Genomic DNA, 14,344 nt, shown 5'->3' on the forward strand with positions numbered 1-14,344 from the left:
TTACCCATTACATTAGTTGGTTTGTAAGCTTGGGTCGAGTGTATTCTCTTCACTGGAAACCGTGTCAATACTGGTGTCACGATAGGGAGATTTGGTGAGATTGACTTGTAAGCGAACCACGTTATCAATCATCTTGACCAAAGGACTCCATTTTACCGTTTTCTCTTTTTCAAACAGATAGTTGAAGTTCTCTTGGTTCCAATCCATGGTGTACTGTGGATTGAGGGCACGGCCTAAAAAACGTACTTCGTAATGCAGGTGAGGGCCGGTTGAGTTTCCTGAGTTACCACAGGTGGCAATCACATCGCCTTTACTGACAAATTGGCCGCTTTTGACGTTGAAGCTCTGCAAATGCGCATAAGAGCTCATGAAACCAAAAGAATGGCGCATGGTGATGAAGTTGCCAAAGCCTTTCTTACTTGGACGCACTGTCTCAATCACCCCATCAGCAGGTGCCACAATTTCTTCCCCGCGTTTACAGGTGAGATCGATACCGGTATGGGTATGGCGTTTACCAGAGATAGGATTGGTTCGACGTCCGAACGAAGAAGAGACACGCAAGTAAGACATTGGTGAATCATTTGGGATCAAACGGAACATGGTGGCTCGCACCGCAGAGTCAATAGCAGCGGTATCGATGCGCTCTTCCAGAGAGTTCTCATCGACGATGACCTCTTCATCGGCAATACCGAGTACGGATTCCACATCAAATACCCGTTTGCCTAGCAACTGAATTTGGTTGCTTTTTTCGGTTAACGTCTGCGACAGAGAGTGATTGGTATCAAGCTGCTCTTGGTAGTCGGCCATCAATTGCTGCTTTTCTGATGTCAATACATCAAGTTGAGCACGCAATTGTTGGGATTGTTCGCTTTGTTGTTGATACCAATACCAGCCGCCACCGAGTACCAATGGAAAAGCGGTGATAGAGAGCAGTAGGGTAGCAACGGTACCTTTACCCAAATAAAAAAGCTGATCCCCATTTTTAGTGGGGATCTGCATAGTAATTTTTTTCGACATAGCTATATGATTATATTCGTCAGGCAATCTAACTTGCTTCGTCACCGAGATCAGACAAATGTTCTATTTCTCGATGAAGCAGCGTGTCATCACCCACATTAAGTTCAACCAAGCGTTTTAAATGACTGATACTATCTATATCAATGTGGGTAATTTTAAGTCTAATTGTCTGTTGATCAAAGCCCACAACATCTGCTTCGAGACTGATATCAATATCACTATCAGAAAGTGTGAAGTCCACCAACACAGTGTCGTTGTTCCTTAACGTATGCATTGAATCAGTACGTAACAACAGCCCGTGCAGTGAGAGATCCTGAATCGTAGTATGCAACACATATTGCTCCTGTTTTACTATCGCAGGGACTTGATACATGATGCGTGAAAATCGACGTCGTTCAGCCATATTTACTCTCTCAAAGTTTCCGTTTTGGGCTGGATGGCAATGGGAACAGTAGACCGTAATTAAAACAAAGGCCGCTATATTAGCGGCCTTTGCACAAATTTCAAGCAATAATCGATTACTTAGTCATACGCTTGTATTTGATACGGTGTGGTTCCGCTGCCGCAGGACCTAGAGTCTTCTTCAGCCACTCCATGTACTCAGTATAGTTGCCTTCGTAGAAGTTAACCTGACCTTCATCACGGTAATCAATGATGTGAGTCGCAATACGGTCGAGGAACCAACGGTCGTGCGAGATCACCATGGCACAGCCAGGGAACTCAAGCAGCGCTTCTTCTAGTGCACGCAGTGTTTCAACGTCAAGGTCGTTGGTTGGTTCGTCTAGTAAGAGAACGTTGCCACCGGCTTTGAGCAGCTTCGCTAAGTGAACACGGTTACGCTCACCACCCGAGAGTTCGCCGATCACTTTCTGCTGATCCACGCCTTTGAAATTAAAACGTGAGCAGTAAGCTCGTGCTGGAAGTTCGAAGTTGTTGATCTTGATGATGTCCGCACCTTCAGAGATCTCTTGGAATATGGTGTTCTTATCATTCATTGAATCACGGAACTGATCAACCGACGCCAATTTCACCGTTTCGCCCATCTCGATAGTACCGGAGTCAGGCTGCTCAACACCACTTAGCATCTTGAAGAGCGTTGATTTACCCGCACCGTTGGCACCGATGATGCCGACGATCGCCCCCTTAGGCATGCTGAATGATAGATCGTCGATCAGAACACGACCGTCGAATGACTTAGTCAAATTCTTCACTTCGATGACTTTATCACCTAAGCGCTCACCTGGTGGGATGAACAACTCGTTGGTTTCGTTACGTTTCTGGTGATCGGTATTTTGCAGCTCTTCAAAGCGTGCCATACGCGCTTTAGATTTGGCTTGGCGACCTTTTGGATTTTGACGAACCCATTCCAGTTCTTTCTCAATGGTTTTTTGACGAGCTTTTTCTTGCGAGGCTTCTTGTTGTAGACGCGCATCTTTTTGCTCTAGCCATGAGGTGTAGTTACCTTGCCATGGAATACCTTCACCACGGTCAAGTTCTAAAATCCAGCCTGCGGCGTTGTCTAGGAAGTAACGGTCGTGGGTGATGGCCACAACAGTGCCTGAGTAATCTACCAAGAAGCGTTCAAGCCAAGCGACAGATTCTGCATCCAAGTGGTTGGTTGGCTCGTCAAGCAGCAGCATATCTGGTTTTTCAAGCAGTAGACGACAAATAGCCACACGGCGACGTTCACCACCGGACAAGTGCGCCACTTTTTGATCCCACTCTGGAAGACGCAGTGCATCCGCAGCACGTTCAAGCGCGTTATCTAAGTTATGGCCATCTTTTGCTTGAATCAGAGCTTCAAGTTCGCCTTGTTCTTTTGCAAGCGCATCGAAATCCGCATCAGGATCGGCATAAGCGGCGTACACTTCATCAAGACGTTTCAATGCTCCTGCCACATCGGCAACCGCTTCTTCTACCACTTCACGGACGGTTTTGCTTTCATCAAGAACAGGCTCCTGTGGAAGGTAGCCCACTTTCAAACCGGGTTGTGGACGTGCTTCACCATCAATATCGGTGTCCAGACCTGCCATGATGCGCAATAAGGTTGATTTACCTGAACCGTTTAGGCCCAAAACACCGATTTTTGCACCAGGGAAGAAGCTTAGAGAGATGTCTTTAAGAATTTGACGCTTAGGTGGCACGATTTTGCTCACCCGCGACATGGTATATACGTATTCAGCCATTGCCGATCGTTCCTAATTTTAAATCCACATAGAGGCAGTATTTTATATCAACTGCTGAGGATTTGTTACTGTCCAAAGAGAAATTCAGTGGCCATTCCACACTACTCCGCTCACAGAGATTGGTCTGCAAATGAATAAAATTGACAACACGATGACCGCATTAATGTGTAACTGTGTTTCATTAAAATGAAATCACTATTATTTACATCTGTCATCTTTACAACACTATAACAGAACGGTGTAATTGGATGCATATCGTGAGTTATTTGGCCCTAATACCCTTATGGGCAATCAGCGGTAAAAAAACGTCTGGGGATATGACGCTAATGAGTTTAAAAAATATTGGGAGAGAGTCGGCCACAAAATGGCTGATGGCAGCGTTGTGTGGCGTGGCGATGAATGTCAGTGCAGCGGATGTGGTGACATTAGAAAAACAGCGCGTCTTGTATGAACAAGCGCAAAAACTGTTGGATGACAAAAACGATGAGGCCTATGTACAAGTGCGTTCTCAACTGGACGAGTATGCTCTTACGCCTTATCTCGATTACCGTTTTTTCCTGGCGCAGCTGTCAAAAAAAACGCCAACAGAAGTGGAGCAATTTATCACTCAAAGTCGTGATTACCCGTTTTCACAACGTATTCGCGCGCCGTATCTTGATGCTTTATATCGCCAACAAGCATGGTCTGAAGTGGTGTCATTTCAGCAGCAAGAGCCGAGAGGCGAAAGTTATCAATGTATTTATTACTACGCGCAATACAATCAAGGGCAGAAAAAACTGGCCTATCAAGGCGCAGAGCAATTATGGCTAAGCGGATTAGAAATTGCAGATGAGTGTGATCATTTGTTTACGGTTTGGGAGCAGGCGGGAGGCCGAACCGACAACCTGATTTTGCAACGTATGTTGCTTGCGTTTGAGCAGAAAAACAGCAAGTTAATGACTTATCTGCTGAAATTGCCGAAAAGTAGCCAAGCGAAAAAGCAAGCCCAAGAGATGAAAGCGCTGTTCAATCGTCCTGAGTCGGTGTTGGAGTTTGCCAAGCAGCATAAAGCCAACGAATTTTATCGTAAGCAAACCGAGCTAGCACTAGAGAAACTGGCACGTAAAGATATCAAACGTGCTCAAGAGCTGTACGCTAAGGTCATCAAAGCTCAAAAGTTTTCATCGGTACAAGCTCAGGAGTTGGCCGAATATTTGGCTTTCCGTTTGATTAATATCGAATCGGAAGCGTTGGCTCAGTGGCGTGATGCAGTGCTGAAAAAATCACATAAGCAAAACCTCATTGAGCGCCGAATTCGTCTTGCTTTACAACAGGCGGATTGGAAAGGCGTGCAAAGCTGGGTTGCTCAGTTGGATGATGAACATCGAAACTCATTGCGTTGGCAATATTGGTTGGGGCGCAGTGAAATTGAAATGGGCAAAGCAACCCAAGGGAAGCTGCGACTGAGTAAACTGGTTGGCCAACGTAATTTTTATAGTGTCGCGGCAGCGAAAGAGATCGGGCAGTCTATTAATTATCCTACCTCCACGTTGAAGTTGGATAGCAGCTTGGTTGAACCTTATCGTCGTTCATTAGCGCGTATCGAAGAATTGATTGCGCTAGACAAAATTGCCGCAGCGAAAAGTGAGTGGCAATACCTGCTGTCTCGCAGTGACGAACAAACTCAAGGTATGCTTGCGGTCTATGCGGCCTCTAAGCGTTGGTATCATTTGACGGTGACCGCCAGCATTGCGGCGCAAATGTGGGACAACATGGAAATTCGCTTTCCGGTGGCGCATCGCTGGTGGTTCAATTTCTATGCTGAGAAGCACGATATTGATCCTATCATGTTGATGTCACTTGCTAGGCAAGAAAGTGCTATGGATGCTGAAGCGACCTCTCCCGTGGGGGCTCGCGGTATCATGCAAATTATGCCGTCCACTGCGAAGTACACGTCCAAGAAGTATCAATTGAGCTATGAAGGTTCTGATGATTTATACCAAGTCGGTAAGAACATCGAAATTGGCAGCCACTATCTCAATGGTTTATTGGAACAGTACGATAATAATCGAATTTTTGCATTTGCCGCTTATAATGCAGGTCCACATCGAGTAAAAAGCTGGCGTGAACGTACTGGCGGGAAATTGGATGCGTACGCGTTCATTGAAGCCATTCCATTTAAAGAAACACGTGGGTATGTACAAAATATCCTGATGTTTGAAACCTATTATCGAGATATTCTCGGGGTAGATGGTGCGTTCCTAAATCAGCATGAGCTTGAGACTAAATACTGAGATAGGTAAAGAGTAATGTCGCAACAACCAGAATATACAGACTGGCAACAAATTGTGGATTTGGTCAAGCACAGTGTCGAGCAAAAACAGCATGATATGTTATTGACGATGCTAATGACGCCTGACGAACGTGAAGCTTTAGTCTCTAGAGTGAACATCGTTCGTGAGTTACTGAAAGGCGAGCTTTCCCAACGACAAATCAGCCAAATGTTGGGTGTTGGTATTGCGACGATTACTCGAGGTTCCAACGAGCTGAAGTTAAAGTCAGATGAAGACAAAGCGCGCTTGAATCAGTTATTGGAAGGGACGAAAAAAGGCGGTTGATACCGCCTTTTTACTCTTGAGTTCTTATCCTAGCTTAAGTTGGCAGGGAAATGCTCAGGATTGGTAAAAGGAATTAAGGCTAAGATCAACGCTTGATGGTAGACCGAACTACGCGTGAGCTGGTTTTGCGTCAATAAACTAATGGCCCCACCTTTTTGTTTTATATTCTCAGTGCCAAATACCTCATCCATCACATCGCCCAGCTCGTTTGCATTGGCCAATTTGGCAATGACATTCGGTGGCAACATCAAACTGGCTGAACGAGATTCACCACGATGAGTGTGGGATTCAATCACCATCCAAGCGAAGGTGACGTTACCATCAATGCCCGCTTCCAAACCAACATAAAATGCACCGTCTGATCGGCGATCTTTAGCATTTCTAACTCGATTAAGAGCACCAAGGTGAGTTTCGCCGTCGCTCATTGGTTGATCGGCCACTTCACTAGGGACATTCACCCCCACAAACTCAAAGGTACCGTCGGGAAAGGCGCTTGTGAATGCGCTTTCCACTGCGGTGATTTTGGCTGGGTTCAGCGAAGCAATAATGACTTTTTGAGTTGCCATGATCTTTTTGCTCATTCTGTACTTTTAGCTCAGTTTAACTTGGGTAGGTTTAACATTTTCACTGGGGTAGCAACCAAGCACTTTCAGATGTTTGGTGATCTTAGTGAGTTCTCCAAGTGCCAGTTGCATCTCTTCAGAATCAAGATGTGCTTCGAGATCGACGTAGAACATTTCTTCCCAAGGATTGCCCATGATAGGGCGCGATTCTAGCTTGGTCATGTTGATGCCATAGCGTTGCAACACCAACAAAGTTTCTACCAACGAACCCGCCTTTTGTGAGGTAGACATGATCAGTGTCGTCTTGGCTGGGATCTGTGCGGACACTTCAACTGGCTTACGTGCCACGACAATAAAACGTGTGTGGTTCTCTGTTTGGTTGGCGATGTTGCCCTGAATCGGTTGCAGCCCGTAAAGTTTGCCACTGGATGCGTTGCCAATCGCCGCCACATCATCACGGTTTAGCTCTTGTACCTTCTTCATCGCATCGGCAGTGCTCGCGCACGATTTGAGGGTAACGCCTTTAAGACGGCCCAAAAACTCGCTGCATTGTTGATGAGGCTGTGGATGAGAGTAAAGCACTTTTATTTCTTCGAGACGCACGTCTTTGGTGGCCACTAAGCAATGCTCAATAGGTTGTGTCAGCTCGCCAACAATGTAGAGCGTGGTATGTTGCAGTAAATCGTAAACTTCGTTGATCGAGCCTGAGCTGGTGTTTTCAATCGGCAAAACGCCAAAATCTGCGTGGCCCGATTCCACGGTTTGGGTGACTTCTTTGAAGTGATCGCAATTGAGTTCGATCAGTTCAGTGTTTTTGCGACTAAAGTATTCGCGGCTTGCCAGGTGCGAGTAGGAGCCCTTAGAGCCTAGAAATGCGACTCGAGCGAGAGGTTTCCGGCTCTGCTCAGGGTTGAGCAGGTTTTGCAGGTACGATTGCTGTAGCAGCACTGAATCTTCAATAATGGTATGGAACAGCTTGGTGATGTACTGAGCGTCGAGCTGATATTTCTCACGGCCATTGGTGATCAGTTTTACCAGTAATTGTTGTTCACGCGAGGCGTCTCTGACTGGTTTCGAGGTTTCAACTTTGCTTTTTGCAACTTCAATGCTGAGCTTGCGACGCTCAGAGAGCAAGCTGAGTAGTTGGTCATCTAAATCATTTAATCGCAAACGAATCTCATCGAGAGAAAGTGGCTGTTCAGTCATCGCTCATTTCCTTAATAAAAAAGCCCCCCGATGTGGGAGGCTTTCTGTTTGTTTTTGACTTTTCTTTCACAAACGAGTTAGCCCCTCCGCTATCGAAGAAAAAAGAAGTCAAAAATAAACAGAGAGTGGATTTGCATAAATAGTAAACTTTTGTGAATGTGGGAACACAATAAGCAAGCCGGCATTGAGCGTCAAGCAAAAAAATGGCGCCTTTTGGCGCCATTCCCTCAATCTGGTTGATGATTATTCTTCTTCTACGACTTCTGGTTTTTCAGCTCGACGTGCATCAGGCTTATGTTGCAGTTTGTTCAATTGTCGTTCTAGTTTTTGTTCCACCTCGTTGATGGCTGCGTATAGATCTTCATGAATCGCGGAAGCAATTAGCTGTCCTTTAGGAACCTTAATCACGGCCTCGAACTTCATCTGTTTTCCAGGTTCTTCACTAAAGGTCGTTTGACAACTAATAATGTCGGTTTGCCATTTTTCTAGCTTTTTAAATTTGCTCTCAATGTGATTGCGGATAGCAGAGGTGATTTCGATGTTTTTACCAGTGATGTTTAGTTTCATAAATGCGTTTCCTCTGTTGCATCCCTCATGGGTTGACTCCAGATTACGATTTTAAGGATAAAAGAATGTGATCTGAATCACATTTTGATGGGCGTTTTTTATTGTTCAAGAGGAATGTGATCTTTCGCAAGCCTTGTTGTTTTTTCTTTGAAAAAAGCTTGTGCTTCGATAGGAAAACAGTAGATTGGGTAGAGTAGATGGCTGAAATTCAACTGGTTTTCAGGGGAGCTGTTCAGCTTAAATAACGAGTTGTATCAAAAAGTAACCAATATCGATTTGTGATCTTTGTCGCTATGATTCATATAAAAACGCCGCTGTATAGCGGCGTTTTGTGTTTCTTGTCATCGTGGCATTAGAGCGGATTCATACGTATCAACGCTTCGGTGCGTGCGATGGCATCTTGTAAACCTAATTGTTTATACGCCTCAAGCTGGATTTTGAGTGATTTTCTCGCAGCGATGGTATCTGGATAGGTTTTCTGCAACTCCTGAGAACGGTTGATGGCTGCAATCCAAGCTTCGCGACGCAAGTAATAATCAGCGGTTGCTAGGTCATATTCTGCTAAACGGTTTTTTAGAGCAAACATGCGCTTTTGCGAATCTTCCGCATATGGGCTGTTTGGGTAGCGCTCAAGCAGTTTTTTGAAATCATCAAAAGCTTGCTTTACTGGTTCAGGATCGCGATCGCTACGATCAATGTTAAACAAGTCATGCATGAAGTTACGATCTTGTGCCATGTGGGTGAGACCACGCATGTACAACACCCAATCCATTTTCTCATGTGTTGGATTTAAACGCGTAAAACGCGAAATGGTCGCTAAACCCAAAGCCAAATCATCGTTCTTGTAATAGGCGTAAATCAAATCAAGTTGTACTTGTTCTGAGTAAGCACCAAAAGGGTAGCGGGAATCTAGCGCTTCTAGTTTCTCAATCGCGGTGAGCCAGTTTCCTCCTTGAAGAGAGGTTTGTGCTTCTGCATACAGCTCTGCTGGTGGCACATCCGGCACAATTTGTTCACTGCTTGAACAGCCAAACAACACTGATACCGCGAGCAGGCCTGCTAAAGTATGGTGTTTCATGTCAGGAGTCGATTCCTTGATTCTAAATATTTCTTAAGCTTCCGTTACTTTCTTGTCAGTAACAGATACAATGTTGCAATACACTATTTTTCCACAGTAGTGAGCATTAGTCTCACAGTTTTTAAAAAAGTTCGATATGGCTCAGCAGATTGAATTAACAAATACCGTAAAAGATAGCCAATTAGGCCAACGCCTAGATCAAGCTATCGCAGAGTTGTTCGCAGACTTTTCTCGCTCGCGCCTGAAAGAATGGTTGCTTGACGGAAAAGTCACCGTGGACGGTAACGTAGTCACCAAACCCAGAACGAAAGTGATGGGCGGGGAGGTGATTACTGTTTTGGCCGAGCTGGAAGATGAAGTGCGCTGGGAAGCGCAAGATATTCCTCTGGATATTGTCTATGAAGATGACGATATCTTAGTGATGAATAAGCCTCGTGATTTTGTCGTCCACCCAGGAGCTGGCACGCCAGATGGTACAGTGTTAAACGCATTGCTGTTCCATTGTCCTGAAGTGGCGGAAGTGCCGCGTGCAGGCATTGTTCATCGTTTGGACAAAGACACCACGGGTCTAATGGTTGTGGCGAAAACCGTACCGGCGCAAACACGTTTGGTGCGTGCTCTACAAAAACGCCATATTACGCGCGAATACGAAGCCATTGCCATTGGTCGAATGACGGCGGGGGGCAAAGTCGATAAACCGATTGGCCGCCATGCAACAAAACGCACCTTAATGGCGGTGAGCCCAATGGGTAAGCCTGCTGTGACGCACTTCCGTGTTGCCGAGCACTTCCGTGAGCACACACGTATCCGTTTGCGTCTTGAAACCGGTCGTACTCACCAGATTCGCGTGCATATGTCTTACCTACAACATCCTTTATTAGGTGATGCAGCTTACGGTGGGCGCGCGCGAATTCCTGCGGGTGCTTCTGAAGAGGTTACGGCAATGATCCGAAACTTTGATCGCCAAGCGCTTCATGCGGTGATGCTGCGCTTTGAGCATCCTATCACGGGTGAAGAGATGGAGTTCCATGCGCCTGTGCCAGACGATATGGTTGAGTTGACCGAAACTTTACGTCGTGATGCACAAGAGCATGGTCTACCAGACGAGTACTGATTGATGATAATCCCCAACTGGCCTGCGCCTAAGAATGTCAAAGCATTATCGACGACTCGCCAAGGTGGCTATTCGACGGGTGTTTACGCTGGTTTGAATTTAGGCACACATGTTGGGGATGATTTCTCTATAGTAATGAGAAATCGTCAATGGTTAGCCGAACAGGCGCAGATGCCTAGTGCACCGATTTGGCTCAATCAAACTCATTCCACGACGGTGATGGAAGCCACAGTTCCAACCGAAGTCATCCCCGATGCTGATGGGGTTTTTACCCATTCTTCTGGTGTCGTTTGCAGTGCGATGACTGCTGATTGCTTACCTGTCTTAATCACCAACACTTCAGGAACACAAGTTGCAGCCGTGCATGCTGGTTGGCGCGGTTTGGCGGGTGGGATCGTTGAGGAAGCACTTCGTCACTTTTCACAAGATGTGCTGATTTGGCTTGGCCCTGCGATCGGTCCTCAGGCTTTTGAAGTCGGAGACGATGTGGTGGAGGCCTTTTGTCAACAACACCCTCAAGCAGTGAATGCGTTTTCTGCACATACCACACCAAACAAGTGGTTGGCAGATATGGATCAGTTAGCGCGTATCCGTCTCTCTTCAATAGGGGTTGAAGCGATTTACTCTTCTAAATTGTGTACCTATCAAGATTCACGCTTCTATTCTTACCGTCGTGAAGGTACCACAGGTCGTCAGGCTAGCTTTATCTGGTTTGAGTAACGTCCCTTTTAGTTTACCGAGCGTTAGTTTTTAATTCCCCCTTGAAAAACGAATTTTGCGTAGCCATCTTTCATACTGATTAAAGAATTTACTTCAGTTGAGGTTAGGAAGGTAGCTATGCGTCTTGATCGATTTACCAGCAAATTTCAAATCGCTATCTCTGATGCACAATCATTGGCGTTAGGGCGCGATCATCAATACATTGAACCTGTTCACTTAATGGTGGCGCTGCTTGATCAAAATGGCAGTCCTATTCGTCCACTGTTGACCATCTTAAATGTGGATGTCACCCACCTACGTTCAAAACTCAGCGAAATGCTGGATCGCTTACCCAAAGTGAGCGGTATTGGCGGTGATGTACAGCTCTCCTCGGCCATGGGCGCGATGTTTAACCTGTGCGATAAGATTGCGCAAAAACGCCAAGATGCTTACATCTCATCTGAAATCTTTTTGCTCGCAGCAATCGAAGATAGAGGGCCACTTGGTCAACTCTTCAAAGAACTTGGTTTAACCGAACAAAAAGTGAGTCAAGCTATCGAGCAAATTCGCGGTGGTCAAAAAGTGAATGATCAAAATGCGGAAGAACTTCGCCAAGCGTTAGAGAAATTTACCATTGATCTGACGGAACGCGCAGAGCAGGGCAAACTTGACCCTGTGATTGGTCGTGACGATGAAATTCGTCGCACCATCCAAGTATTGCAGCGTCGTACCAAAAACAACCCCGTGATCATTGGTGAACCCGGTGTCGGTAAAACCGCCATCGTTGAAGGCTTAGCGCAACGCATCATCAATAACGAGGTGCCTGAAGGTCTGCGTGGTCGCCGAGTATTGTCACTCGATATGGGCGCTTTGGTGGCTGGAGCGAAGTACCGTGGTGAGTTTGAAGAGCGACTTAAATCCGTATTGAATGAGCTCTCTAAAGAAGAAGGCAATATCATCCTCTTTATTGATGAGCTTCATACCATGGTTGGCGCAGGTAAAGGTGAAGGTTCGATGGATGCCGGCAATATGCTCAAGCCCGCACTAGCGCGTGGTGAGTTACATTGTGTGGGCGCCACGACACTCGATGAGTATCGTCAGTATATCGAGAAAGATCCGGCTCTTGAGCGCCGCTTCCAAAAAGTGCTGGTGGATGAGCCAACAGTGGAAGACACCATTGCGATTTTGCGTGGTTTAAAAGAACGCTATGAGCTGCACCATCACGTTGAAATTACCGATCCAGCGATCGTTGCTGCGGCCAGTTTGTCGCATCGCTATGTTTCTGATCGTCAATTACCGGATAAAGCGATCGATCTTATCGACGAAGCAGCATCCAGTATTCGTATGCAGATCGATTCTAAACCCGAAGCTTTGGATAAGTTGGAGCGCAAAATCATCCAACTTAAGATAGAGCAACAGGCGCTGAGTAATGAACACGATGAAGCAAGTGAAAAGCGTCTGCGCTCACTCAACGAAGAGTTGAATGAGAAAGAGCGTGAGTTTGCTGAGTTAGAGGAAATTTGGAACGCGGAAAAAGCTGCTTTATCTGGCACTCAGCATATTAAAGCAGCGTTAGAGCAAGCGCGTATGGATATGGAGTTTGCAAGACGAGCGGGGGATCTTAGCCGCATGTCTGAGCTTCAATATGGCCGTATTCCAGAGCTTGAGAAGCAACTTGACCTAGCAACGCAAGCGGAAATGCAGGAAATGACCTTGTTGAAAAACAAAGTCACCGATAATGAAATTGCGGAAGTGCTTTCAAAGCAAACGGGTATCCCTGTCTCCAAAATGCTTGAAGCAGAAAAAGAAAAGCTGCTTCGCATGGAAGAGGTGCTACATAAACGTGTCATTGGGCAGAAAGAGGCGGTGGAAGTGGTCTCTAATGCGATACGCCGAAGCCGAGCAGGCTTGTCTGATCCCAATAAACCGATTGGTTCCTTCTTATTCTTAGGTCCAACCGGTGTGGGGAAAACGGAACTGTGCAAGACATTGGCGACCTTCATGTTCGACAGTGAGGATGCCATGGTGCGTATCGACATGTCCGAGTTTATGGAGAAACACTCAGTGGCGCGCTTAGTCGGTGCACCTCCAGGCTATGTGGGTTATGAAGAAGGTGGCTACTTAACGGAAGCCGTTCGACGTAAGCCTTATTCAGTAATTTTGCTCGACGAAGTGGAAAAGGCGCATCCTGATGTGTTCAACATCCTGCTGCAAGTCTTGGATGATGGTCGATTGACGGATGGACAAGGTAGAACAGTGGATTTCCGCAATACCGTGGTTATCATGACATCAAACCTAGGCTCCAGCCGCATCCAAGAAAACTTCGCTATGTTGGATTACCAAGGCATCAAAGAACAGGTAATGGAAGTGGTAACCAAGCACTTTAGGCCGGAGTTTTTGAACCGTGTTGATGAGACTGTTGTCTTCCACCCACTAGGCCAAGACCACATTAAGTCGATCGCTGCGATTCAACTTAACCGCTTGGCGACTCGCATGGAAGAGCATGGCTATCAATTGGAAGTGTCCGATAAAGCGCTCGACTTGATCGCGCAAGTTGGTTTTGACCCGGTTTACGGAGCAAGACCATTGAAACGAGCGATTCAGCAAAGTATCGAAAACCCGCTGGCGAAATCTATTTTGGCGGGCTCGGTGCTACCGGATAAGAAAATACAGCTTATCGTCAACAACGACCAAATTGTGGCACACCAATAAATAGAGTGATTTTCTCTTCTTTGGGGGAGGGAGATAGTAAATCAAAAGAGGCGAACGCCTCTTTTGATGTTTTTAAATACAACCTGAGCAAAAAGCAAGCAAACGATTTGCTTTTTTCTTTTTTTTCCAATTTTGCTCTTGTGCATGTGAAGAAACTACCTATAATGCGCATCCACTGACACGGCAGACAGCGTAAGGCTTCAGCAAGTGGAAAGTTAAGGTAAGTTCCTGAGAAATAAATTTGAAAAAGTGTTTGACTCTTCAAATTAACTCGCTAGAATGCACCTCCGCTTTGAGAGAAAAACTTCTCGAAAAGCAAGCTCTTTAACAATATAAACCTATCAATCTGTGTGGGCACTCGTTGATGATAATCCAAAAGATTTATCAATGAACTGAGTGACCAAAACGATACTAAGTATCGGCACAGTCAATTTATTCAGTATTCATTGAGCCGAAGCGAAAGCTTCAAAAAACTTTTAATTGAAGAGTTTGATCATGGCTCAGATTGAACGCTGGCGGCAGGCCTAACACATGCAAGTCGAGCGGCAGCACAGAGAAACTTGTTTCTCGGGTGGCGAGCGGCGGTACGGGTGAGTAATGCCTGG

The 14,344-nt window shown here is 45.9% G+C and carries 13 protein-coding genes, 1 rRNA gene and 1 other annotated feature; of the genes, 6 read left to right on the plus strand and 8 right to left on the minus strand.

The annotated features are described in order from the left end of the window. Nucleotides 1-12 precede the first annotated feature (12 nt). From CIK04_RS01440 to ettA, 3 genes are all read right to left on the minus strand, one after another. Nucleotides 13-1,017: a M23 family metallopeptidase gene (locus CIK04_RS01440; protein WP_039450214.1), complete on the minus strand. Its 1,005-nt coding sequence runs from the start codon at nucleotides 1,015-1,017 to the stop codon at nucleotides 13-15. Between the two features lie 28 nt (nucleotides 1,018-1,045). Continuing rightward, nucleotides 1,046-1,420 (minus strand): PilZ domain-containing protein, encoded by a 375-nt coding sequence (locus CIK04_RS01445; protein WP_017419685.1) that lies wholly within the window; start codon nucleotides 1,418-1,420, stop codon nucleotides 1,046-1,048. 115 nt (nucleotides 1,421-1,535) lie between these two features. Continuing rightward, entirely contained in the window at nucleotides 1,536-3,203 is a 1,668-nt protein-coding gene (ettA, locus tag CIK04_RS01450; protein ID WP_011078580.1) for an energy-dependent translational throttle protein EttA, read from the minus strand. A gap of 317 nt (nucleotides 3,204-3,520) precedes the next feature. Here ettA and sltY point away from each other — a divergent pair, with 317 nt between their 5' ends. Further along, a complete protein-coding gene (gene sltY, locus CIK04_RS01455; RefSeq protein ID WP_097352455.1) occupies nucleotides 3,521-5,476 on the plus strand; it encodes a murein transglycosylase in 1,956 nt (651 codons plus the stop codon). A gap of 15 nt (nucleotides 5,477-5,491) precedes the next feature. Next, the gene (gene trpR / locus CIK04_RS01460; RefSeq protein WP_011078578.1) at nucleotides 5,492-5,800 is read left to right on the plus strand and encodes a trp operon repressor; all 309 of its coding nucleotides are present in this window, start codon (nucleotides 5,492-5,494) and stop codon (nucleotides 5,798-5,800) included. A 29-nt stretch (nucleotides 5,801-5,829) separates the two neighbouring features. Here trpR and yjjX read toward each other — a convergent pair whose 3' ends face one another. The 4 genes from yjjX to CIK04_RS01480 form a co-directional block, all read right to left on the minus strand. Beyond that, complete coding sequence (gene yjjX / locus CIK04_RS01465) at nucleotides 5,830-6,366, minus strand: inosine/xanthosine triphosphatase (protein ID WP_039545962.1); 537 nt, start codon at nucleotides 6,364-6,366, stop codon at nucleotides 5,830-5,832. Nucleotides 6,367-6,390: 24 nt separating this feature from the next. After that, on the minus strand, nucleotides 6,391-7,569 hold the full coding sequence (gene pheA / locus CIK04_RS01470) for a prephenate dehydratase (RefSeq protein WP_011078576.1): 1,179 nt from the start codon (nucleotides 7,567-7,569) through the stop codon (nucleotides 6,391-6,393). A gap of 13 nt (nucleotides 7,570-7,582) precedes the next feature. Then, nucleotides 7,583-7,704, minus strand: a sequence feature (Phe leader region). Nucleotides 7,705-7,812: 108 nt separating this feature from the next. Beyond that, nucleotides 7,813-8,136, minus strand: coding sequence for a ribosome-associated translation inhibitor RaiA (gene raiA / locus CIK04_RS01475; protein ID WP_011078575.1), 324 nt, complete (start codon nucleotides 8,134-8,136; stop codon nucleotides 7,813-7,815). 352 nt (nucleotides 8,137-8,488) lie between these two features. Next, the gene (locus CIK04_RS01480; protein WP_097352450.1) at nucleotides 8,489-9,214 is read right to left on the minus strand and encodes an outer membrane protein assembly factor BamD; all 726 of its coding nucleotides are present in this window, start codon (nucleotides 9,212-9,214) and stop codon (nucleotides 8,489-8,491) included. A 136-nt stretch (nucleotides 9,215-9,350) separates the two neighbouring features. Between CIK04_RS01480 and rluD the strand changes: the two genes are divergently transcribed. The 3 genes from rluD to clpB all read left to right on the plus strand — a co-directional run bounded on the left by rluD (nucleotide 9,351) and on the right by clpB (nucleotide 13,739). Beyond that, on the plus strand, nucleotides 9,351-10,328 hold the full coding sequence (rluD, locus tag CIK04_RS01485; protein ID WP_017419681.1) for a 23S rRNA pseudouridine(1911/1915/1917) synthase RluD: 978 nt from the start codon (nucleotides 9,351-9,353) through the stop codon (nucleotides 10,326-10,328). Between the two features lie 3 nt (nucleotides 10,329-10,331). Then, a complete protein-coding gene (gene pgeF / locus CIK04_RS01490; RefSeq protein WP_176463266.1) occupies nucleotides 10,332-11,048 on the plus strand; it encodes a peptidoglycan editing factor PgeF in 717 nt (238 codons plus the stop codon). 117 nt (nucleotides 11,049-11,165) lie between these two features. Further along, a complete protein-coding gene (gene clpB / locus CIK04_RS01495; RefSeq protein WP_017789378.1) occupies nucleotides 11,166-13,739 on the plus strand; it encodes an ATP-dependent chaperone ClpB in 2,574 nt (857 codons plus the stop codon). Here the strand turns inward: clpB and CIK04_RS33110 are convergent. Further along, nucleotides 13,708-14,004 (minus strand): hypothetical protein, encoded by a 297-nt coding sequence (locus tag CIK04_RS33110; protein ID WP_325205687.1) that lies wholly within the window; start codon nucleotides 14,002-14,004, stop codon nucleotides 13,708-13,710. The genes clpB and CIK04_RS33110 overlap by 32 nt on opposite strands. Before the next feature lie 212 nt (nucleotides 14,005-14,216). Between CIK04_RS33110 and CIK04_RS01500 the strand changes: the two genes are divergently transcribed. Further along, nucleotides 14,217-14,344: ribosomal RNA gene (locus tag CIK04_RS01500) — 16S ribosomal RNA — on the plus strand; the annotation flags it as partial.

The organism is Vibrio sp. 03_296 (genome assembly GCF_002265885.1).

What these genes read in the sequence shown, in the direction of transcription:
- CIK04_RS01440 (WP_039450214.1), bottom strand. Translation starts at nt 1,017, where the DNA reads ATGTCGAAAAAAATTACTATGCAGATCCCCACTAAAAATGGGGATCAG.
- CIK04_RS01445 (WP_017419685.1), bottom strand. Translation starts at nt 1,420, where the DNA reads ATGGCTGAACGACGTCGATTTTCACGCATCATGTATCAAGTCCCTGCG.
- ettA (WP_011078580.1), bottom strand. Translation starts at nt 3,203, where the DNA reads ATGGCTGAATACGTATATACCATGTCGCGGGTGAGCAAAATCGTGCCA.
- sltY (WP_097352455.1), top strand. Translation starts at nt 3,521, where the DNA reads ATGACGCTAATGAGTTTAAAAAATATTGGGAGAGAGTCGGCCACAAAA.
- trpR (WP_011078578.1), top strand. Translation starts at nt 5,492, where the DNA reads ATGTCGCAACAACCAGAATATACAGACTGGCAACAAATTGTGGATTTG.
- yjjX (WP_039545962.1), bottom strand. Translation starts at nt 6,366, where the DNA reads ATGGCAACTCAAAAAGTCATTATTGCTTCGCTGAACCCAGCCAAAATC.
- pheA (WP_011078576.1), bottom strand. Translation starts at nt 7,569, where the DNA reads ATGACTGAACAGCCACTTTCTCTCGATGAGATTCGTTTGCGATTAAAT.
- raiA (WP_011078575.1), bottom strand. Translation starts at nt 8,136, where the DNA reads ATGAAACTAAACATCACTGGTAAAAACATCGAAATCACCTCTGCTATC.
- CIK04_RS01480 (WP_097352450.1), bottom strand. Translation starts at nt 9,214, where the DNA reads ATGAAACACCATACTTTAGCAGGCCTGCTCGCGGTATCAGTGTTGTTT.
- rluD (WP_017419681.1), top strand. Translation starts at nt 9,351, where the DNA reads ATGGCTCAGCAGATTGAATTAACAAATACCGTAAAAGATAGCCAATTA.
- pgeF (WP_176463266.1), top strand. Translation starts at nt 10,332, where the DNA reads ATGATAATCCCCAACTGGCCTGCGCCTAAGAATGTCAAAGCATTATCG.
- clpB (WP_017789378.1), top strand. Translation starts at nt 11,166, where the DNA reads ATGCGTCTTGATCGATTTACCAGCAAATTTCAAATCGCTATCTCTGAT.